Raw genomic sequence first — 19696 nt, forward strand, 5'->3', positions numbered from 1 at the left:
CTGATTAAGCTTGGTTGGGCAGACGGGCGAGGGCGGCGTCGAGTTCGGCGCCATCCGGCAGACGAATGCCGAGTTCGCCTTCGAGCACGCGGCGCAGACTGGCCGTGCCGTCGAGTTCGCGATGATCGCTGCCTTCGCGTTCGTCGTGGATCGAGAAACGCCGGTTGAACAGGGCGAGGCGCTTGCCCGGCGCGAGACGCGCGGCGAGCAGGTTGTGCAGGAAGATCGACTGCGGATACATCGACACGAAATGATTGGCCATCTCGTAGTCGGCGTCATACTGCGGATCGAGGTCGAAGCGATAGACGTTCGTCCACGCGCCGTTCACGAGCGCCTGCAGGATGTAGCCGGGCGCTTCGCCGGCCCCTTCGAGGCGGAAAGCGCCGTGCGGCGTGATCTGTTCGAGGCCCGTCTGGAGCGCGAGCGGAGCGGAAAGCGTCATGCCGCCGAAGCCGACATCGGCGAGGAACGCGCCTTCGTCGAGATCGACGAGCAGCAGCATATGCGTGCGCGCAGGCATGTCAGACCGCTCGCGGCCCCACAGGACGCGTCCTGCGAAGCTGCGCACGCGAAAACCGAGCGTCTGAAGTACGCTGCGAAACAGCAGGTTGTGCTCGTAGCAGTAGCCGCCGCGCCGTCCGGCGACGAGCTTGCGCTGGATCGATTCGAGATCGAGCCGGATCGGGCGGCCGATCAGCACGTCGAGATTTTCGAAGGGAATGGCCTGAGGATGCAGCAGATGCAGCGCGCGCAGTGTGTCGAGCGTCGGGGCGGGCCGCACGGATTCCGCGTACCCGATGCGCTCGAAGTAGGCGGCGAGGTCGATGGAAGTGTCATGTGCGTTCATATGGAGTTCAGGCTTCGTCAAGCTTCGATGTCGCAATGTCCGCGAGTGCTGTCGTCAGGCGCGCATATTTTACGACACGAAAGGTTAAAAATTACAAAATGCATACGTTATTCGTCGCGCGGGCTTGCAACGCGTCGTTCGAATGAACTGTGCCGCATCGATGCAGGTCTTTCCAGGTTCAAGCGCAACTGACAAGGGGCGATACGCCATGCCGAAAGAATCGAACGAAGCGAATCAATCGAAGGAAAACAACCCGGCCAGCGCGACGTGCGCCGGCAAGCATCCCGCGCCGCCATGCACGCTCGTGATTTTCGGGGCGGGCGGCGATCTCACCAAGCGCTTGCTGATGCCGTCGCTCTACAACCTCTCCGCCGACAAGCTGCTCGACGACGGCATGGAGATCATCGGCGTGAATCACGGCGAGCGCGAGACGTCCGAATGGCGCGACGAGCTCACGCAATCGCTGCGCACGTTCGCCGCCGACAAGGCCGCGACGTTTCACACGTCGCAGTTGAACGAGGACGCGTGGAACTGGGTCGTCGGGCGGCTCGAATATTTCCCCGGTGAATTCGAAGAGGACGAAACCTTCGCCCGGCTCAAGGCGCGGCTCGCGCAGGCGAAGTCGGACAACGTCGTGTTCTATCTCGCGGTGGGCGCGCGGTTCTTTCAGCCGATCATCGAGCATCTCGGCGCGGCGGGCATGCTCGAAGAGAAGGACGGCAATTTCAGACGGCTTGTCATCGAGAAGCCGTTCGGCAGCGATCTGGCGTCGGCGCAGGAACTGAACCGCTGCATCCTCAAGTATGCGGACGAGTCGCAGGTGTACCGCATCGACCATTTTCTCGGCAAGGACACGGTGCAGAGCATTCTCGCCGTGCGCTTCGCCAACGCGATGTTCGAACCGATCTGGCGGCGCGAGTACATCGACAACGTGCAGATCACGGCGGCGGAGACGATCGGCGTGGAAGGGCGCGGCAAGTTCTACGAGCAGACGGGCGCGTTTCGCGACATGCTGCCGAACCATCTGTTCCAGTTGCTCGGCATGGTCGCGATGGAGCCGCCGAATTCCTTCGATGCCGAATCCGTGCGCGACAGAAAAGCCGAAGTCTTCGATGCGATCCGTCCGCTCACCGCCGACGACGTCGTGCTCGGCCAGTACGAAGCTGGACCCGCCGGGCCGGGCTATAAGGAAGAACCGGGCGTGGCCAAAGATAGCCGGACCGAAACCTACGCGGCGGCGCGCGTGTACGTGGAGAACTGGCGCTGGGCCGGCGTGCCGTTTTATCTGCGCACGGGCAAGCGGCTCACCGAGCGTCGCACGGAGATCGCGGTGCAACTGAAGGCGGTGCCGTTTTTGCTGTTTCGCGATACGCCCGTCGATGCGCTGACGCCGAATGTGTTCACGCTGCGCATCGATCCGGCGCACGGCACGAGCTTCGATTTCAACGTGAAAGTGCCGGGACCGGTAATGCAGATCGGCAAGGTGCGTTCGAGGTTCGACTATGCCGACTTCTTCGCGGAGCGCGCGAACGTCGGCTATGAGACGCTGCTCTACGACTGCATGCTCGGCGACGCGACGCTCTTTCAGCGCGCGGACAGCATCGAGACGGCTTGGGCGGCGGTGGATCGCGTGCTGCATCCGGACAGTCCGCTGCCCGTGCGCGGTTACGCGGCGGGCAGCGCGGGGCCGGCCGAAGCGGACAAGCTGCTTGCCGACGACGGCCGCGCGTGGCGACCGCTGACCGACGCGCACAAGAAGAACTGAACTCATCTCATCGCAACGCAAACTCAAAAGGACAACGAGCGTGAGCACAGAATCAAGAGCCAAGCAGAAGACCCACGTCACGGCGGACAAACTCGCGATCAAGGCGGAACGCATTCTCGCGATCGATATCGGCGGGACCGGGTTGAAGGCGGCCATCATCTCGGAGGACGGCGAGATGAAGAGCGACCGCGTGCGCGTGGCGACGCCGCATCCGGCGAAGCCCGACGTGGTCGTGGAGACGCTCATCGAACTGATCGCGCCGATCGTCGCCGAGCCGCCGACGCACATTTCCATCGGCTTTCCGGGCGTCGTGCGCGATAACGTCGTGCTGACCGCGCCGAATCTCGGCACGCCCGCCTGGCGCGGCGTGCCGCTCGCGCAACTGATCGCCGAGCGCCTCGGCAACGTGCCCGCGCGCATGATCAACGACGCGGAGATGCAAGGGCTCGCGGCGATCGAAGGGCGCGGCATCGAAATGGTGCTGACGCTCGGTACGGGCGCGGGCACCGCGCTCTTTCGCGACGGCGAACTGATGCCGCATCTGGAGCTCGCGCATCATCCGGTCGCGAAGGACAAGACTTACGACGAGTACATCGGCAACGCGGCGCGCGAGAAGGCGGGCAAGAAGCGCTGGAGCCGGCGCGTGGAGAAGATCATCGGCATCCTGGCGACGCTGACGAACTACGACAAGCTGTGGATCGGCGGCGGCAACGCGGCGCATATCAAGTTCAAGCTGCCGGATAACGTCGCGGTCGTGTCGAATGCGGCGGGCATCGAAGGCGGCGCGCGGCTGTGGCATCCGCGCTCGGTGCGCGAGACGCGCCAGTTGCCGCATTTCAATCAGCGTGAAGGGGCGCACTGATGAACGCCAACAGCAAATACGGACTTTACAGCGTGAACGGCGACGCCGATGCGGCGTTCGCCGCGCTCGCCAAAGCGGAACTCGTCGTCACCGATTGCGACGGCACGCTGCTCTATACCGACAAGGCATTGGGCCAACCGGCGATTGACGCCGTGCGTCGCCTGAAGGAAGCGGGCGTGCGCTTTACCGTGGCGAGCAGCCGGCCGGGCAAGGGCATGAGGCATATCGTTGAGGCGCTCGACGTCGACATGCCTTACGCGTCGTACAACGGCGGCAGTCTCGTCAGGCCGGGCACGTGCGATTTGCTGTCGTCGCACAAGCTGCCGCGCGATGTCGTGCAGACATCGCTCGAAGCGCTCGCGTCGGCGAACGTCGACGCGTGGGTGTTCATCAATGACGCCTGGTATCTGACGAATCCCGAAGGCACCTACGTGCCGCTCGAGACGCGCACGGTCGGCTACGAAGGCGTGCTCGTCACGCGTTTCGACGATGTCGATCTCGGCGAGGTCGACAAGATCGTCGGCTCGACCGCCGATACGGCGCTGCTCGCGCGCGTCGAAAGCAGCGTGCAAAAGCAACTGGAAGGCCGCGGACACGCCGCGCGCTCGCAGACCTATTACCTCGATATCACGAGCCTGGAAGCGAACAAGGGCACTGCGGTACGCGAACTGGCGCAACTCGCGAACGTGCCGCTCGAACGCGTGGCCGTGCTCGGCGACATGGGCAACGATGTGGCGATGTTCGAGATCGCGGGCGTATCGATCGCGATGGGGCAGGCATCCGACAGCGTGCAGCGTCGCGCGAGCCTGGTCTCGAAGAGCAACGACGAGGACGGCTTCGCGGTCGGCATCGACGCGCTCTTGGCGGCGCGCGGCTGAAGGAAGAAGGGACATCGACGCGCTGCGCAGCCTTGACGGATGAGCGGCCGCGTCGAAGTTCAGAATGATCCGCGTGTTTGGTTCAAAAGCGCGCGCTGCGGATCAGGCTCACGCTCGTTACGGATGATGCAGGGAAATCAACGACGGCGCATCGGTGCGCGCGGGGCGCCGCCACCGGCACGCTCGTCCTTGTGACGGAAGTTGATGCGGCCCTTCGTCAGGTCGTACACCGACAGTTCCAGCGTCACGCGGTCGCCGGCCAGAATACGGATGTGATTCTTGCGCATGCGGCCCGAGGCGTAAGCGCCCACGACGACGCCGTTGTCCAGCGTCACGCGATAGCGGCTGTCGGGAAGCACTTCGTCAACGATACCGTCGAGTTCGATGAGTTCTTCTTTCGCCATATGGGGCTCCTGTAATGAGTTGTAGTGGGTGCTGCCGCGCATCGCGCGAAAAACGCGCATTCGACGCCAACGAACCGTTCTGCGCCGCTGCCCGAAAGCGTCGTCGCTACGAATCGTAAGTGGCGATGCAAAGCGTGGCCTGGCGCGTCCATGCACGATAAACGTGCATGCGGGGCGCGCCGCGTCTCTATCTCAGGCTCGTCGTGAGCTTGACGGCATAGGCCGGACGACAGGGCGAACCGCGGATGCGGCGCGCCGTGGCCGGCATGACCGGGACGGCGACATCGGCAACAGCAGAGCCGATGTGCGGTTGAAACGGAAAAGCAACGTGTGCTGCGGAAGTGAGCGCTTCTGCCGTGCGCTTACGTCATGTGCGGTCGATAGGCCGATTTTGCAAGGCCAGATGACATTCTCTCGCAAATCGCTTGATTAGACAACGAATTTCGCCCGAAGGTTCCGAAAAGGAACATTCTTGCTACAGCCAGCCGGCCTTCTTGAAGCGCCAGTAGAGCACGACATCGACCACCAGCATGACCGCGAGACACGTCGGGTAGCCGTAGACCCAGTCCAGTTCGGGAATCGACTTGAAGTTCATGCCGTAGATGCCGGCGATCATCGTCGGCACGGCGAAGAGCGCGGCGAACGAGCCGAGGCGCTTGGTCACTTCGCTTTCCGCGAGCGCGATCAGACCGAGATTCACCTGGATCGCCGTGACGATCATTTCGCGCCGTCCTTCGATGGTCTTCACGATGCGCAGCAGGTGATCGTACACGTCGCGGAAATATTCCTGCATGCCGGAGCACACGCCGGGCGAGCGCCCGCCATACAGCTTGCTGACGGCTTCGAGCAGCGGCGCGGTGTGATGCTGCAGGATCGTCATGCGCCGCTTGAGCGAGTACAGATCCTCGATGATCTCGCGCGATTCCACCGAGCCTTTTTGCTCGAAGATGCGCTCTTCCACTTCGTCGACTTCCGCGCCGAGCGTCTCGAGCACGGGAAAGTATCGATCGACGACCGCATCGAGCAGCGCGTACATCACGAACGCGGGGCCGTGCTTGAGCAGATGCGGCTCGCGCTCGCAGCGCTTGCGCACTTCCTGAAAACCTTGCGTCGTGCGGTTGCGGACCGAAAGCACGTAGTTCGTGCCGACGAACACGTTCATTTCGCCGACGAGCACTTCGCCTTCTTCGTCGAATTCGACCGTATGAAAGACCGCGAACAGCGAGTCGCCGTATTCCTCGATCTTCGGCCGCTGATGACCGTGCTGCGCGTCTTCGACCGCCAGCTCGTGCAAGCCGAACTGCTGCGTCATGTGCGCGAGTTCGCCAGGACCGGGCTCTTTCAATGCAACCCAAATGAAAGAGTCGGGCAGATCGCGATAGGCGTTGATGTCGTCGATCTCGACGTCCGCGAGCTTTCGGCCATTCTGATAAGCCGCGCAATTGACCAGCATGGGGCGCCCTTTATCGTTATCTGGATATAACCGGCCACGTGTCGATGGACGCTCGAAGTCGCGTGATTTCGCCAGGGGCGCGAGCGCGTGGCCTTGATCCATCGAATCTTAGCCGGACACGCGCCCGGCTGCCAGCACGCGCGGATTCTCCGGCGCTCGTTGTCTGCCGTCAGTTCGAGACGAGGTCGATGTTGTATTCGGGCGGCGCCGGCAGACTCGGGACGTGCGCCGCCTGCGAATCGAACTTGGTGAGCTTGCCTTCGACCGTCGCGCCGATATCCATGCGCAACTGCTGATAGTAGATGTTGCCCAGCACGCGCGCGTTCGACTGAAGTTCGACGAAATGCGCGACGGTGACATCGCCCGTCACGCAGCCGTTGATGATGACGTTATAAGCGCTCACGTTGCCGCGAATCGCGCCCTGATCGCTCACGACGAGCAGCGTTTCTTCGCCCGGACGGCCGGCCACGTTGCCCGTGACCTGGCCGTCCATGCGCAGGCCTTCGCTGAACTCGAGATCGCCCGAGATATGCACGTTATGCGCGACGAGCGTCGCGAGCTTGGCCATCTTGATGCCGTTGGAATCCTTCTTCGATGAAAACATGTCGAGTCCTTGCGATGCGGTAAAGGGTTGCTGCACGAAGCCCGCGCTGACGCGTGCCGCTCAATTGGGTTTTTGCTGCTTCCTGAGGAAAGCGAGATCGGTCTGCAGACGCTGGATTTCGGCCGCGCTGTCCTTTGCGCGTTCTTCCAGCGAGGTACGGCTCGCCATCTCCTGTTCGAGCGCGAGCTGCGCATGCGCGAGCTGCTCGCGCAGCTTCTGCTCGGAGACGGGCGGCGCGCAGAGCGTGTCGAGCTTGCGCACGTCTTCATGCGAGCGTTTGAGTGCGAAGCCTGCGGCGGCGAGCGCCGCGATCGCACACACGGCCGCGATCAGTCCGAGCCAGATGCCCGCGCCGCGCCTCGGCGTCAGCGAATAGGACTGGCGGGAGAGTTGCAGCGACAGCCGCTTCGAATCAACTTTGCGCATGCGACAAACGCCTGAAGAGCGCGAGATAGGGAGAAGGATTGATCTGAGCGCCGTCGACGATCACTTCGAAATGCAGATGCGGCCCCGTCGAGCGGCCGGTCGAGCCGACTTCCGCGATCACCTGTCCCGGCATCACGAATTCGCCGGTTTTCACGAAGATGCGCGACGCGTGTCCATAGCGCGTCACCATGCCGTCGCTGTGGCGGATGTCGACCGAAATGCCGTAGCCGTTGCGCTCGCCCGCCGCGATGACGCGTCCGCCCGCGCTGGCGAGAATCGGCGTGCCCGCCGGTCCGGCGAAGTCAATGCCGGGATGAAAGCTCAGACGTCCCGTGAACGGGTCCAGACGGTTGCCGTAAGGCGAGCCGCTGCGCAGGCCGGGTGCCGGATTGCGGCCGGGAAAGGCCATGTACGCGGCGTAGTGGGCGAGCGTTTGCGTCTGCAATTGCGAGACTTCGTCGTTCAGGCAATCGATGATCCGATGCGCGCTCTTCAAACGCTGCCGCGGCGTGCCCGCCGCCGCGCGACCGATATCGCACAGGCGCGGCGGCAAGGCGGGGCCGCCCGCGCCGTCGAGCGACGTGGCTGGCTCTTCGCTGTCGGGCAGCGGCGGCACGTCATGCACGCCGGACGTGCCGCCCGCGCCGTGCGCGGCCTTCAGATGCGTGTCGAATTCGTGCAGCTCGCTGACTTGCGCGGACAGGCCTTCGACGCGCGGCGTCAGCTCGATCAGCGCGGCATTGATGCGGCCGAGCTCTTCGATCTCGTACGAGCGGCGCGACATCAGCGTCTGCTCCTCGCCGAGATGGCTGCGCGCGAACATGGTGCCGATCGCGATGCCGAGCGCGAGCGCGGCCACGAGAAGCGTAATGGCGCCGATGACCGCGATGGCGCGCGCCGTGCGGGCCTCGACGAAACGGATGCGCTGGCGGGACATGGACCGCCGTGACCAGATGACGAAAGCCATTAGCGCACGGCGCGGCCCGTCGGGGCAGCGGGAAAGAAACTAGAGGAAATCACGGGAATGGAGTGCGCCGCGCTCTCCACGGCAATGCAATGAAACTGGCCGGCGATTATGCCCGAGCTCGCGTGGGCGAGTGACGTTTCGGCAGGACATCGAAGCAAAATTCCACGAATTTATCGAGTCAAATTTTGTGATGTTCGCGGTGGCGTCACGCATACCACGTTCGGTCTCGAATCGCTGTCAAAAAGCGTGTCGCCGGTCAGGATCACTTGACATCGACCCAGGCCATCTGCGCGCCGTCTCCCATCAGGAAGCCGCGGTTCGCTTCGGCCGCCGCGCGCAGGTAGTCCCATACAGCCGTGATGCGCTTCAGCTTGCGCAAATCCTCGCGGCAGGACAGATAGAAGGCGCGCGTCACGACGATATCGTCGGGCAAGACCGGCACGAAGCGCGGATCGGGCGAAGTCATGAAGCACGGCAGGATCGCGAGCGCGCGGCCCTGCAGCGCGGCGAAGTACTGCGCAATCGCGCTCGTACTGCGCCAGCGCGACACCGCGCCCGGCACCGCGCGTTCGAGATACAGCAATTCGTAGCTGAACGCGAGATCGTCGATATAGCTTGCGAAACGATGATGACGCAGATCGTCGCTCGTGCGGATCGGTTCGTGCGCGTCGAGATAGTCGGCGGTCGCGTAGAGCTTGAGCCGGTAATCGCACAGCTTCGTATAAACGTATTGGCCCTGCTCGGGTCGTTCGAGCGTGACGGCGATATCCGCCTCGCGCTTCGACAGACTCACGAAATGCGGTACCGGCAGCAGATCGATGGAGATGTTCGGATGCGCGTCCTGAAAGCGCGCGAGTTGCGGCGCGAGAAAGAAGCAGCCGAAGCCTTCCGTCGAACCGACGCGAACGTGTCCGGACAGCGCGTGCCCCGTGTTGGCGATCTGCTCGGTCGCGGACTGCACCGTCGTCTCGATCGAATCGACGTAACCGAGCAGGCGCTGGCCTTCGGCCGTCAGAATGAATCCGCCGCTGCGCGATTTGTCGAACAGAAGCGTGCCGAGCGCGTCCTCCAGCGCGCGAACGCGCCGCGCGACCGTCGTGTAATCGACGCCCAGACGCTTCGCCGCGCCGCTCGCGCGCTGCGTGCGCGCGACTTCCAGGAAGAAGCGCAGGTCGTCCCAGTTGAGGCGCCCGATATCGAGCTTGGCGCTTGGAATAACGTTTGGCATGGCGTTTTTTGCATATCGATCGGGTGTTTTTCTAGTGCCATGATGGACTTTTGCATAACTATACTCAAGGAAACGAGCGTGCTGCACTGCGCGCCGATTTCTTATAAACGGAGACGACATGCCTTTTCCCTTCGGCGCCGCACCGGCGCTCCGTCCGCGCGTCTTCGTTCCCCTTCGTGACAACTCATCCAAAAGGAGTGACTCGTGAATATCGCTGCTGAACATCCGGCGCAGAGTGCGTCCGTCCGTACGGCCAAACTGCTGATCGACGGCCAGTTCGTCGATTCGAAGACGACGGAGTGGCGCGATATCGTCAATCCTGCGACGCAGGAAGTCGTCGGTCGCGTGCCGTTTGCGACGGTCGATGAAGTCAACGCCGCCGTTGCCGCCGCGCACAAGGCGTTTCAGACGTGGCGCACGACGCCGCTCGGCACGCGCATGCGTCTGATGCTCAAGTTTCAGGACCTCGTGCGCCAGAACCAGAAGCGCATCGCGCGGACGCTGACGGCGGAGCAGGGCAAGACGCTCGCCGATGCCGAAGGCGACATCTTTCGCGGTCTCGAAGTGGTCGAGCACGCGTGTTCGATTTCGACGCTGCAGCAGGGCGAATTCTCCGAAAACGTCGCGGGCGGCGTCGACACGTACACGCTACGGCAGCCGCTCGGCGTGTGCGCCGGCATCACGCCGTTCAATTTCCCCGCCATGATCCCGCTGTGGATGTTCCCGATGGCGATCGTCTGCGGTAACACGTTCGTACTGAAGCCGTCCGAACAGGATCCGCTGTCGACGATGGAACTCGTCGAACTCGCGCTCGAAGCGGGCGTGCCGGCGGGCGTGCTGAACGTCGTGCATGGCGGCAAGGAAGTCGTCGATGCGATCTGCACGCATCCCGATATCAAGGCGATTTCGTTCGTCGGGTCGACGGCCGTCGGCACGCACGTCTACAACCTCGCGAGCCAGCACGGCAAGCGCGTGCAGTCGATGATGGGCGCGAAGAATCACGCCGTCGTCCTGCCCGACGCCAACAAGGAGCAGACGCTCAACGCGCTCGCGGGCGCGGGCTTCGGCGCGGCGGGTCAGCGTTGCATGGCGACGTCGGTCGCCGTGTTCGTCGGGGCGTCGAAGGACTGGGTGCCGGAACTCGTCGAGAAGGCCAGGACGCTCAAGGTCAACGGCGGCACGGAGCCGAATACGGACGTCGGCCCGGTCGTGTCGAAAGCGGCAAAGGAGCGCATTCTCGGGCTCATCAGCAAGGGCGTGGAAGAGGGCGCGACGCTCGCGCTCGATGGCCGCGATATCGACGTGAAGGGCTACGAGAAGGGCAACTTCATCGGACCGACGATCTTTACGAACGTCGATACCGACATGTCGATCTACAAGACGGAAATCTTCGGCCCGGTGCTGTGCGTGCTGGAAGCCGATACGCTCGATGACGCCATCGCGCTCGTCAATCGCAATCCGATGGGCAACGGCGTCGGTCTCTTCACGCAAAGCGGCGCGGCGGCGCGCAAGTTCCAGAGCGAGATCGATATCGGTCAGGTCGGCATCAACATTCCGATTCCGGTGCCGGTGCCCGCGTTCAGCTTCACCGGCTCGCGCGGCTCGAAGCTCGGCGACCTCGGCCCGTACGGCAAGCAGGTCGTGCAGTTCTACACGCAGACGAAAACCGTCACCGCGCGCTGGTTCGACGACGCCACCGTGAACGACGGCGTCAACACGACCATCGCGCTTCGCTAAAGGGAGATGTCCATGCGAATCGGCTTCATTGGTTTGGGTCACATGGGCGGTCCGATGGCCGCCAATCTCCTGAGGGCCGGCCACGCGGTGACGGCGTTCGATCTCGTCCCCGCCGCGCTCGATGCGGCGAAGGCGGCGGGCGCGACGCTCGCCGCATCGCCGCGCGCGGCGGCGGAAGGCGCGGAAGTCGTCATCACGATGCTGCCCGCGGCGCAGCATGTGAAGACGGTCTATCTGGGCGACGACGGCGTGCTCGCGGGCGTTGCGAAAGGCGTGCCGCTCGTCGACAGCAGCACGATCGATCCGGCGACCGCGAAGCTCATCGGCGAGGCGGCGGCGAAGCAGGGCAACCCGTTCGCCGATGCGCCCGTTTCCGGCGGCGTCGTCGGCGCGCAGGCGGGTACGCTGACGTTCATGGTCGGCGCGGATGAAACGCTCTTCGAAACATTGCGTCCCGTCTTGTCCGGCATGGGCAAGAACATGGTGCGATGCGGCGAAACCGGCACGGGCCAGATCGCGAAGATCTGCAATAACTTGCTGCTAGGGATTTCCATGATCGGCGTCGCCGAAGCGATGAAACTCGGCGAAACGCTCGGCATCGATCCGACGAAACTCGCGAGTATCGTCAATACATCGACTGGGCGTTGCTGGAGCTCGGATACGTGTAATCCCTATCCGGGCATCATCGAAACCGCGCCGGCGTCGCGTGGTTATTCGGGCGGATTTGGCGCTGATTTAATGCTCAAGGATCTCGGACTTGCCGTCGATGCAGCGCGCGCCGCGAAGCAGCCCGTATTCATGGGTGCGCTGGCACAACAGTTGTATCAGTCGATGAGCCAGCAAGGATTCGGCGGGCTCGATTTTTCGGGCATTATCAAGTTGTACGCGAAGAACTCTGGCGTTTGATACGGCTCGAACACTTTAGGAAATCGGCACGTATGCGCGTGTCGAATCTAGGGCCGGGAAATAACTGCTTTATTCAGTTGCACTGCACAACGAAGCGCGTAAAGCCTTATTGGATACGATCATCGGGAATACGATGATTCGCTTTCCAAAAAATTGTCCTATTCTGAAAGCACGACGCCCGTCTGCCGTTCGATCAGAACGCTCCGGTTTGCGCCACGGTGCAGGTAGAACGCCCGTCGTTTTCGGGCAATCAGATGAGGAGTACGCGATGCAAGTAACACGTCACTTAAATATGGAACTGCGGCACGCCACGGTGCCGACTTATGTAGCCAGCTATTTCTTCCCGTTGCTGCTATTGGCATACGAAGCTTGGCGAGTGGGGTCTTGGGTGGCGGTGAACGGCTTTAACTTCCTGAACTTCAACTCGATGGGTTACGAGTTCGCGTTGATGATTGCCGTGTTTTGCATGCAGGTCATCGTGGAAATAGCGTTCCTCGCGGGCGCCGTGCTGACGAAGCACAAGGACGTCGGACATAGACTGGCGAATTTGTCCTTGGGGCTTTTCTGTTCGCTCGTCGTGCTCGGGTTCGATCTCGCACTGCAATATGGTTTGAGCGGAAGCTGATCCTTGCTCTTTTCGACGATAAACGCCGGTTGCTTGCAACCGGCGTTCGTTTTTTTTGGATCAGCAACCCGCGGCGCTTGGTAATGCCGGCGGTGTTTCCGATCTTTCCTCGTAGCATTTTCTATCTGCATCTTTTAGCGCGGTGCGCAAGCCTTCTTCCACGACCGGATGATAGAAAGGCAGTTTAAGCGCTTCATCGAGCGTCAATTCCAGTTGCAGCGCCCACGCCAGCAGATGCCCGAGATGCTCCATCGCCGGGCCGCAGCCTTGCGCGCCGCGCAGCTTGCCGGTTTTCGCGTCGGCATAGACGTGCAGCAGGCCGCGATTCTGACGCATGACGCGGCTTCGTCCCTGATTCTCGAACGATGCTTCTCCTGTGACCGTCATCGGCTTGTCGAGATCGTCATACGATGCGCCGACGATCGCCACCTGCGGCTCGCAGAACACGATCGAGAACGGCACCTTGCGCTCGATCCGCTGCACGTCCGGAAAGCGCGCGGCGTTGTCGCCGGCGAGCTTGCCTTCGTCGGCGGCGTCGTGGAGCCACGGGCGTGCGCCGTCGCAATCGCCCGCGATGAAAATCGCGCTGTCGCCGCATTGCATCGTTGTTTCGTCGAAAAGCGGCGCGCCTTTTTCGTTCAGTTCGATGCCCGCGTTTTCCAGCGCGAGCGGCTTCAGATTCGGCGCACGGCCGGTCGCGGCGAGCACGAGATCGAAGCGTTCGACGCGCGCCACGCCGTCCGGCGACGTGAAGCGCAGCGTCGGCTGGCCGCCCTCTAGCGACATGCCGTCGATTTTCGCGTCGGGATCGAAATAGAACTCGTCGGCGAGCGCGGCGATAAGCGCATCGCGCACCGGTTTGTCCGTAATCGCTCCCGCGCTGCCGCCTTTGCCGAACATGAAAATTTCGATGCCGAGCCGCGCGAGCGCTTGCCCCAGCTCGAGCGCGATCGGTCCCGCGCCGAACACGGCGATGCGCTTCGGCAACGTGCGCAGTTCGAAGAGATCGTCGCTCGTGATGAGTTTGTCGCCGAACACCTTCAGCTCGTCGGGCACGCTCGGCGCGGCGCCCGTCGCGATGACGACGCTTTTGGCCTCGACGCGCGTGTCGTCGCCGATCCGCAATCGCGTCGGCGCTTCGAAGCGCGCCTTGCCGCGCAGCAGCATGCCATCCGGCAGCGCTTTGATTTCGTCGAGTACGCCCTTGACGAAGTGATCGCGTTCGCGCCGCACGTAATCGAGCACACGCGCGCGATCGGCTTCGAGCGCGTGCGTGCCTTCGATGCCGCGCGCGGCGAGCGAATGCGCGTCGTGCAAGCCGTTGGCCGCCGCGAGCAGCAGCTTCGACGGCATGCAGCCGACGCGCGCGCAGGTCGTGCCCGGTTCGCCGCCCTCGATCAGCACCGCGTTCGCGCCCGCGAGCCGCGCCGCGCGAAACGCGGCCATGCCGGCCGTGCCCGCGCCGATCACGGCGACGTCCACCTTGATTGGGTTCATTCCGTTGTCCGCCATCAGCCGTTATCCGCGAATCCCGGATAGAGCGTCATGCCGCCATCGACGAAAAGCGTCGTGCCGACGACGTAATCGCTATCGTCAGACGCAAGCCACACCGCCGCGCGCCCGATATCCTCGACCTCGCCGACGCGCCCGTACGGAATCAGCGTCAGCAACTTGTCGAGCTTGTCCTGCGTATCCCAAGCGTCCTTGTTGATCGGGGTGCGGATTGCGCCGGGCGCGATGCCGTTCACGCGAATGCGCTGCGGCGCGACTTCCTGCGCGATGGTTTTCATCATCATCTGAATGCCGCCCTTGGACGCAGCGTAGTTCACGTGTCCCGCCCACGGAATGACCTCGTGCACGGAACTCATGCAGATGATCTTTCCGAGCGCCTTCGACACGTCGCGCATGCCGCGCCGCTCGAATTCGCGGACGGCGCGCTGCGCGGTGAGGAACTGGCCGGTGAGATTCGTTTCGATGACCGTCTTCCAGTCGTCGAGCGTGAGCGCGGTGAACTTCGCGTCCTTCTGCAAGCCCGAATTCGCGACGACGATATCGACCGTGCCGTAGCGCTTCACGACGGCATCGAACATCGCGTCGATCTGGGTTTCGTCGGAGACGTCCGCGCCGACCGCGAACGCTTCGCCGCCTTTCGCAGTGATCGCGGCGGCGAGCTTTTCGGCGGGTTCCGCGTGCGAGTGATAGTTGATGGCGACGTGCGCGCCCGCATCGGCGAGCGCGGTCGCGACGCCCGTGCCGATGCCCGAACTCGCGCCCGTCACGAGCGCAATCTGGCCTGCGAGGGGTTTATGCATATGCGCTCCTGCATTTGTATTAATTTGTGCCTTACGCAAATTGCGCGCCCGCCGGCGCAAGGTCGCGAACAGGAAACGCCGATAATGCGGCCTTTAGGCTACGCGCGCGGGAACCATGTTTCGACTGCAGCTATTTTTCGTCTTTCTGATGGCATTCCATCTATCGGACAGTCATGCAACCAGCGCCTACGACGCGTTGCGTGCGCCGGTTCCCGCATTGCCCGGCGAACGCGTCGTGCAAGTGCCGGTCGGCGAGCGCGGCGATACCGCGCAATTGCAGGTGACGATCGCGATGCCGGAGGGCGCGGGACCGTTTCCGCTCGCCGTCATCAATCATGGCGGTTACGGCAAGAAAACGAAGGCGACGATGCCACGCTTTCATCTCACCTATCTGGCGAACTACTTCATGTCGCGCGGCTACGCGGTTGCGCTGCCGATGATGCGCGGCTACGCGGGATCGACGGGCGAACTGCGCGCGCACGGGTGCGATCTGGCGGGGCTCGGGAACAAGGCGGCGGACGATATCGGCAAGGTCATCGCGTACATGCGTCAGCAGCCTTACGTCGACGGTTCGCGCGTCGTTGTCGCAGGAGAGAGCGCGGGCGGTTGGTACAGCCTCGCGTTCGGGGCGCGAAACGCGCCGGAAGTGAAGGGCGTCGTGAACTTCTACGGCGGCGTGCGCGTCGACGTATGCGCGTCGGACGACGCTGCGCTCGTCCGCGACAGCGCGGCGCTCGGCGCGCGTGCGCACGTTCCGTCGCTGTGGCTGTACGGCGAGAACGATTCGTTCTTTCCGGCCGGCACCTGGCGGGAAATGTTCGCGCGCTACACGTCGGCGGGCGCGAACGCCGAACTGGCGAACTACGGCGCCTTCATGACCGATTCCCACAAGCTGCTGGGTTCATGGGAAGGCTTGCGCGTGTGGACGCCGAAACTCGATGCGTTCCTGAAGAAAATCGGCATGCCGTTCGCGTCGATTTACCCGGAGAACATGCCGATGGCGACGCCGCCCTCGAGCGGATACGCCGCCGTCGACGACATCGCCGCCGTGCCGTATCTCGGCAGCGAGGGCATGCGCGCGCTGTATCGGAAGTTCCTCTCGAAGCCGTTTCCGCGCGCGTTTGCAGTCGGACCGAACGGCGGCGCGGCGGCGCACGACGGCTTCGATCCGTTGACGCAGGCCCTGCGCGACTGTGCGGCGCTCACGGCCGATTGCCGTCTCTATGCGTACGACGATCAGGTGGTCTGGACGCGCTCGGGCCCGCCCGCGACCGGTTTCGCCGCGCTTGCCGATGCGAGCGCCGTGCCGTTCATCGACGCCGCCGGTCGCAAGGGCTACGACGCGTTTCTGAAGTTGCCGCGTCCGCGCGCTTTCGTGATCGCGTCGGATGGCGCGTGGTCGATCGCGGCACTCGGGCCGGACCCGATCGCATCGGCGATGGCGCATTGCAGTCGCAAGCATCGCGCCTGCGCGCCCTACGCGGTGGATGGCGACGTCGTCTGGACGGCTCAGCCGCCCGTCAAATCCCGATAAACCTCCGCGTACTTGAGCGCGGCGTCTTCCCAGCCGAAGCTCTGGCCCATCGCGCGCTTGACGACGGCCTTCCACTCCGTGCGACGCGCCTTGAGCGCGAACGCGCGCCGGATCGCGCCGACGATGCCCGCGCGATCGAAAGTATCGAAGACGAAGCCGGTCGCGAGATCCTCGGCGAGATTTTCGAGCGATGAATCGACGACGGTATCCGCGAGCCCGCCCACGCGATGCACGAGCGGCAGCGAGCCGTACGCGAGCGCGTAGAGCTGCGTGAGCCCGCACGGCTCGAAGCGCGACGGCACCATCACGACGTCGCTGCCCGCGATGATCGAATGCGAAAGCGTCTCGTCGAAGCCGAGTTCGACCGCGACCGCGCCCGGATGCGCCGCCGCCGCGTTCTTCATGCCGGTTTCGAGCGCCGGGTCGCCGGTGCCGAGCACGACGAGCTGGCCGCCGCGCTGGACGATATCGGGCACGGCCGAAAGCAGCAGGTCGAGTCCTTTCTGCTCCGTCAGACGGCTGACGACGCCGAAGAGCAGGGCGTCGTCGTCCTTCGCGAGACCCATGCGCTCCTGCAGCGCCGTCTTGCATTTCGACTTGCCGCCGATCTTCGCCTGCGTGTATTTCGACGCGATGGATTCATCGGCGGTCGGGCTCCAGATCGAATAATCGACGCCGTTCAGAATCCCGGTGATGTCGTGCGTGCGCGTCTGCAGGAGACCGTGCAGTCCGGCGCCTTGCACCTGCGTCTGGATTTCGCGCGCGTAGGTCGGGCTGACGGTAGTGATGCGATCGGCGAAATAAAGCCCCGCCTTGAGAAACGAGACGTGGCCGTAGAATTCGACGCCTTCCACCGCGTAGAAATCGCCGGGCAATTGCAGCGCGCCGAATTCCGAAGCCGGAAACGTGCCTTGATACGCCAGGTTGTGCACCGTCATCACAGTGCCGACCCGCGCCGCGCCGCCGCGCTCGAACGCGCGCAGATACGCCGGCGCAAGTCCCGCATGCCAGTCGTGAGCGTGGACGATATGCGGCTTCCATGCCGGGTCCACGCCCGTCGCGATGCGCGCCGCCGCCCAGCCGAGCAGCGCGAAGCGCCGATCGTTATCGGCATAGGGGCGATTCGTCGCATCCATATACGGATTGCCCGGACGATCGTAGAACTGATCCGCGCGCACCACATACACGACGATGCCGTGCGGCTGCAACACGCCGCGCTCGAGGCGGATATTGCCCGCGCCGAACGCGCTGCCGAGATCGGCCACGGGCTGAAGATCGTCGAGACCCGCGAGCACGGCGGGAAAGCCCGGCAGCACGACGCGCGCGTTCGTGCCCAGTTGCGATTGCGCGGGCGGCAACGCGCCGACCACATCGGCGAGGCCGCCGGTTTTCAACAGCGGAAACATTTCTGCTGCGGCATGCAGCACGCATACGGTCATCGGCACTCCCGTCGATTGGTTTTTATTGGCCGGCGCGCGGCGTCTAACGCTGTCCGAGCCGCGCCAGCGCGTCGCGTGTGATGAGCGTGACGCCGGACTCCGTGCGGAAGAAACGCGCGGCATCGTCGTCCGGATCCTCGCCGACCACGAGACCTTCGGGCACCGTGCAGCCGCGGTCGATCACGACCTTCTGCAAACGGCAACTCGGCCCGATGGTCACTTGCGGCAACAAGACTGCCTCATTGATGTTACAGAACGAGTGGACCCGCACCGCCGACGAAAACACCGACTTCGACACCTGCGATCCCGAGATCACGCAGCCGCCGCACACGAGCAGATTGGTGATCGCGCCTTGCTGCCCGTTCAGGTCGCGTACGAACTTGCCGGGCGGCAACTGCTCCTGATTCGTCCAGATCGGCCATTTGCGGTCGTACAAATCGAGCTCCGGAATCGTCGATGCGAGATCGAGATTCGCGGACCAGTACGCATCGACGGTGCCGACATCGCGCCAGTACGCGGGCGCTTCCGGATCGCTGCTCGACGTCACGCACGACATGCTGAACGGATGCGCGATCGCCTTGCCGGTCGTCACGACGCGCGGAATGATGTCCTTGCCGAAATCGTGATCCGTGTTCGACGTCTCGATGTTTTCCTGCAGCAGGTCATACAAATACTTCGCGCTGAACACGTAGATGCCCATGCTCGCGAGCGCGATGTCGGGCTTGCCGGGCATCGCGGGCGGATCGGCGGGCTTTTCCAGGAAATCGGTGACGCGGCGGTTTTCATCGACGTGCATCACGCCGAACGCGACCGCATCCATGCGCGGCACCTCGATGCAGCCGACCGTGCAGTCCGCGCCGCTTTCCACATGGTCGAGCACCATGCGCGTGTAATCCATCTTGTAGATGTGATCGCCCGCCAGCACGATGACGAACTCCGGCCCGATCGAGCGGACGATATCGAGGTTCTGATAGACCGCGTCGGCGGTGCCGCGATACCAGCTCGAATCCACGCGCTGCTGCGCCGGCCAAATATCGATGAACTCGTTGAACTCGCCGCGCAGGAAACCCCAGCCGCGCTGCAGATGGCGGATGAGCGAATGCGCCTTGTATTGCGTGACGACCGCGATGCGGCGGATGCCGGAATTGAGGCAGTTGGACAGCGCGAAGTCGATGATGCGGTACTTGCCGCCGAAGTGGACGGCCGGCTTCACGCGCTTGTCGGTGAGCGGACCGAGCCGGGTGCCGCGCCCGCCGGCGAGGACGATTGCGAGGGTCGACTTCTGCAAATCGGTGCGATTCTTAGCCAGCATCTCCATGTCAGCCTCCTGATTTGACCTGCGACTATTGATGTTCGATGTCTTGCCGTGTGTGCGTCCTCGTATGCTTTTGTTGGTATCTGTCGATGGAGCATTATCCGGCGCGCATTCGAATTCGTGTGCTGAAGTCGCCCGTTTTTTTCGCCGGGCGATGCGGACCGTTTCGCCGTCCGCATCGAGCAATGCGTGTGCCGAACGCGCACGAGCGTGCTGCGGTGTTGCAGACGCGCGACCTTTGGACTTCCTGTCGATCGCATCGCTCGACAAAACGCGTCCGCGCAATTTATAACGGGCACGCCATGCCGCAGTGCGTCGAGGCACGGCACAATATGAAGGTTGCACTGCCCGCGCACGGCGTCCGCGAGCGTGCTTTCCGAAACCATCGTCGCGT

18 protein-coding genes are annotated in these 19696 nt (G+C 63.5%); 7 read left to right on the forward strand and 11 right to left on the reverse strand.

Annotation, left to right across the window (positions count from 1 at the left end):
• Positions 1-4 precede the first annotated feature (4 nt).
• Complete coding sequence (locus tag NCR93_RS16380; RefSeq protein ID WP_175979245.1) at positions 5-847, reverse strand: arylamine N-acetyltransferase family protein; 843 nt, start codon at positions 845-847, stop codon at positions 5-7.
• 208 nt (positions 848-1055) lie between these two features.
• Here NCR93_RS16380 and zwf point away from each other — a divergent pair, with 208 nt between their 5' ends.
• The 3 genes from zwf to NCR93_RS16395 are packed head-to-tail and all read left to right on the forward strand — an operon-like array spanning position 1056 to position 4352.
• The gene (zwf, locus tag NCR93_RS16385) at positions 1056-2612 is read left to right on the forward strand and encodes a glucose-6-phosphate dehydrogenase (protein ID WP_008353506.1); all 1557 of its coding nucleotides are present in this window, start codon (positions 1056-1058) and stop codon (positions 2610-2612) included.
• Positions 2613-2652: 40 nt separating this feature from the next.
• Positions 2653-3474, forward strand: a complete 822-nt coding sequence (locus NCR93_RS16390) for an ROK family protein (protein WP_372492552.1) — start codon at positions 2653-2655, stop codon at positions 3472-3474.
• Complete coding sequence (locus NCR93_RS16395) at positions 3474-4352, forward strand: HAD family hydrolase (RefSeq protein WP_175979246.1); 879 nt, start codon at positions 3474-3476, stop codon at positions 4350-4352. The genes NCR93_RS16390 and NCR93_RS16395 overlap by 1 nt, the downstream gene beginning before the upstream one ends.
• Positions 4353-4489: 137 nt before the next feature.
• On the opposite strand, the gene infA is transcribed toward NCR93_RS16395, so the two are convergent.
• The 6 genes from infA to NCR93_RS16425 all read right to left on the reverse strand — a co-directional run bounded on the left by infA (position 4490) and on the right by NCR93_RS16425 (position 9434).
• A complete protein-coding gene (infA, locus tag NCR93_RS16400; RefSeq protein WP_006999277.1) occupies positions 4490-4756 on the reverse strand; it encodes a translation initiation factor IF-1 in 267 nt (88 codons plus the stop codon).
• A gap of 475 nt (positions 4757-5231) precedes the next feature.
• A complete protein-coding gene (gene corA, locus NCR93_RS16405; protein ID WP_008353501.1) occupies positions 5232-6209 on the reverse strand; it encodes a magnesium/cobalt transporter CorA in 978 nt (325 codons plus the stop codon).
• 169 nt (positions 6210-6378) lie between these two features.
• Positions 6379-6813: a bactofilin family protein gene (locus tag NCR93_RS16410; RefSeq protein WP_175979247.1), complete on the reverse strand. Its 435-nt coding sequence runs from the start codon at positions 6811-6813 to the stop codon at positions 6379-6381.
• Between the two features lie 60 nt (positions 6814-6873).
• Positions 6874-7239, reverse strand: a complete 366-nt coding sequence (locus NCR93_RS16415; protein WP_175979248.1) for a hypothetical protein — start codon at positions 7237-7239, stop codon at positions 6874-6876.
• Complete coding sequence (locus NCR93_RS16420) at positions 7226-8176, reverse strand: M23 family metallopeptidase (protein WP_175979249.1); 951 nt, start codon at positions 8174-8176, stop codon at positions 7226-7228. The genes NCR93_RS16415 and NCR93_RS16420 overlap by 14 nt, the downstream gene beginning before the upstream one ends.
• Before the next feature lie 292 nt (positions 8177-8468).
• A complete protein-coding gene (locus tag NCR93_RS16425; protein ID WP_239295020.1) occupies positions 8469-9434 on the reverse strand; it encodes a LysR family transcriptional regulator in 966 nt (321 codons plus the stop codon).
• Between the two features lie 204 nt (positions 9435-9638).
• Between NCR93_RS16425 and NCR93_RS16430 the strand changes: the two genes are divergently transcribed.
• The 3 genes from NCR93_RS16430 to NCR93_RS16440 all read left to right on the forward strand — a co-directional run bounded on the left by NCR93_RS16430 (position 9639) and on the right by NCR93_RS16440 (position 12702).
• Positions 9639-11171, forward strand: a complete 1533-nt coding sequence (locus NCR93_RS16430; RefSeq protein ID WP_175979251.1) for a CoA-acylating methylmalonate-semialdehyde dehydrogenase — start codon at positions 9639-9641, stop codon at positions 11169-11171.
• A gap of 12 nt (positions 11172-11183) precedes the next feature.
• Positions 11184-12077 carry a 3-hydroxyisobutyrate dehydrogenase gene (mmsB, locus tag NCR93_RS16435; RefSeq protein ID WP_175979252.1) on the forward strand — a complete coding sequence of 298 codons (894 nt, stop codon included), beginning with the start codon at positions 11184-11186 and terminating at the stop codon, positions 12075-12077.
• Positions 12078-12345: 268 nt separating this feature from the next.
• Positions 12346-12702, forward strand: coding sequence for a hypothetical protein (locus NCR93_RS16440; RefSeq protein ID WP_033536128.1), 357 nt, complete (start codon positions 12346-12348; stop codon positions 12700-12702).
• Between the two features lie 60 nt (positions 12703-12762).
• Here the strand turns inward: NCR93_RS16440 and NCR93_RS16445 are convergent, their stop codons facing one another.
• Positions 12763-14199, reverse strand: a complete 1437-nt coding sequence (locus tag NCR93_RS16445) for a dihydrolipoyl dehydrogenase (RefSeq protein WP_175979253.1) — start codon at positions 14197-14199, stop codon at positions 12763-12765.
• Between the two features lie 14 nt (positions 14200-14213).
• Positions 14214-15014, reverse strand: coding sequence for an SDR family oxidoreductase (locus tag NCR93_RS16450; protein WP_175979254.1), 801 nt, complete (start codon positions 15012-15014; stop codon positions 14214-14216).
• Positions 15015-15162: 148 nt separating this feature from the next.
• Here NCR93_RS16450 and NCR93_RS16455 point away from each other — a divergent pair, with 148 nt between their 5' ends.
• Entirely contained in the window at positions 15163-16548 is a 1386-nt protein-coding gene (locus tag NCR93_RS16455) for a dienelactone hydrolase family protein (RefSeq protein ID WP_239295018.1), read from the forward strand.
• Here NCR93_RS16455 and glgA read toward each other — a convergent pair.
• Together glgA and glgC are read right to left on the reverse strand one after the other, a co-directional pair.
• The gene (glgA, locus tag NCR93_RS16460) at positions 16524-17987 is read right to left on the reverse strand and encodes a glycogen synthase GlgA (protein ID WP_175979256.1); all 1464 of its coding nucleotides are present in this window, start codon (positions 17985-17987) and stop codon (positions 16524-16526) included. The genes NCR93_RS16455 and glgA overlap by 25 nt on opposite strands.
• A 43-nt stretch (positions 17988-18030) precedes the next feature.
• Positions 18031-19305 carry a glucose-1-phosphate adenylyltransferase gene (gene glgC, locus NCR93_RS16465; RefSeq protein ID WP_008353483.1) on the reverse strand — a complete coding sequence of 425 codons (1275 nt, stop codon included), beginning with the start codon at positions 19303-19305 and terminating at the stop codon, positions 18031-18033.
• Between the last annotated feature and the right edge of the window lie 391 nt (positions 19306-19696).

It is taken from the genome of Caballeronia sp. ATUFL_F1_KS39 (assembly GCF_023630985.1).
Classification (GTDB): domain Bacteria; phylum Pseudomonadota; class Gammaproteobacteria; order Burkholderiales; family Burkholderiaceae; genus Caballeronia; species Caballeronia zhejiangensis.

Coding starts and splice junctions, on each gene's coding strand:
- NCR93_RS16440 (WP_033536128.1), top strand. CDS start 12,346: ATGCAAGTAACACGTCACTTAAATATGGAACTGCGGCACGCCACGGTG.
- NCR93_RS16450 (WP_175979254.1), bottom strand. CDS start 15,014: ATGCATAAACCCCTCGCAGGCCAGATTGCGCTCGTGACGGGCGCGAGT.
- NCR93_RS16410 (WP_175979247.1), bottom strand. CDS start 6,813: ATGTTTTCATCGAAGAAGGATTCCAACGGCATCAAGATGGCCAAGCTC.
- NCR93_RS16455 (WP_239295018.1), top strand. CDS start 15,163: ATGGCATTCCATCTATCGGACAGTCATGCAACCAGCGCCTACGACGCG.
- mmsB (WP_175979252.1), top strand. CDS start 11,184: ATGCGAATCGGCTTCATTGGTTTGGGTCACATGGGCGGTCCGATGGCC.
- zwf (WP_008353506.1), top strand. CDS start 1,056: ATGCCGAAAGAATCGAACGAAGCGAATCAATCGAAGGAAAACAACCCG.
- glgA (WP_175979256.1), bottom strand. CDS start 17,987: ATGACCGTATGCGTGCTGCATGCCGCAGCAGAAATGTTTCCGCTGTTG.
- infA (WP_006999277.1), bottom strand. CDS start 4,756: ATGGCGAAAGAAGAACTCATCGAACTCGACGGTATCGTTGACGAAGTG.
- glgC (WP_008353483.1), bottom strand. CDS start 19,305: ATGGAGATGCTGGCTAAGAATCGCACCGATTTGCAGAAGTCGACCCTC.
- NCR93_RS16420 (WP_175979249.1), bottom strand. CDS start 8,176: ATGTCCCGCCAGCGCATCCGTTTCGTCGAGGCCCGCACGGCGCGCGCC.
- NCR93_RS16425 (WP_239295020.1), bottom strand. CDS start 9,434: ATGCCAAACGTTATTCCAAGCGCCAAGCTCGATATCGGGCGCCTCAAC.
- NCR93_RS16445 (WP_175979253.1), bottom strand. CDS start 14,199: ATGAACCCAATCAAGGTGGACGTCGCCGTGATCGGCGCGGGCACGGCC.
- NCR93_RS16395 (WP_175979246.1), top strand. CDS start 3,474: ATGAACGCCAACAGCAAATACGGACTTTACAGCGTGAACGGCGACGCC.
- NCR93_RS16380 (WP_175979245.1), bottom strand. CDS start 847: ATGAACGCACATGACACTTCCATCGACCTCGCCGCCTACTTCGAGCGC.
- corA (WP_008353501.1), bottom strand. CDS start 6,209: ATGCTGGTCAATTGCGCGGCTTATCAGAATGGCCGAAAGCTCGCGGAC.
- NCR93_RS16415 (WP_175979248.1), bottom strand. CDS start 7,239: ATGCGCAAAGTTGATTCGAAGCGGCTGTCGCTGCAACTCTCCCGCCAG.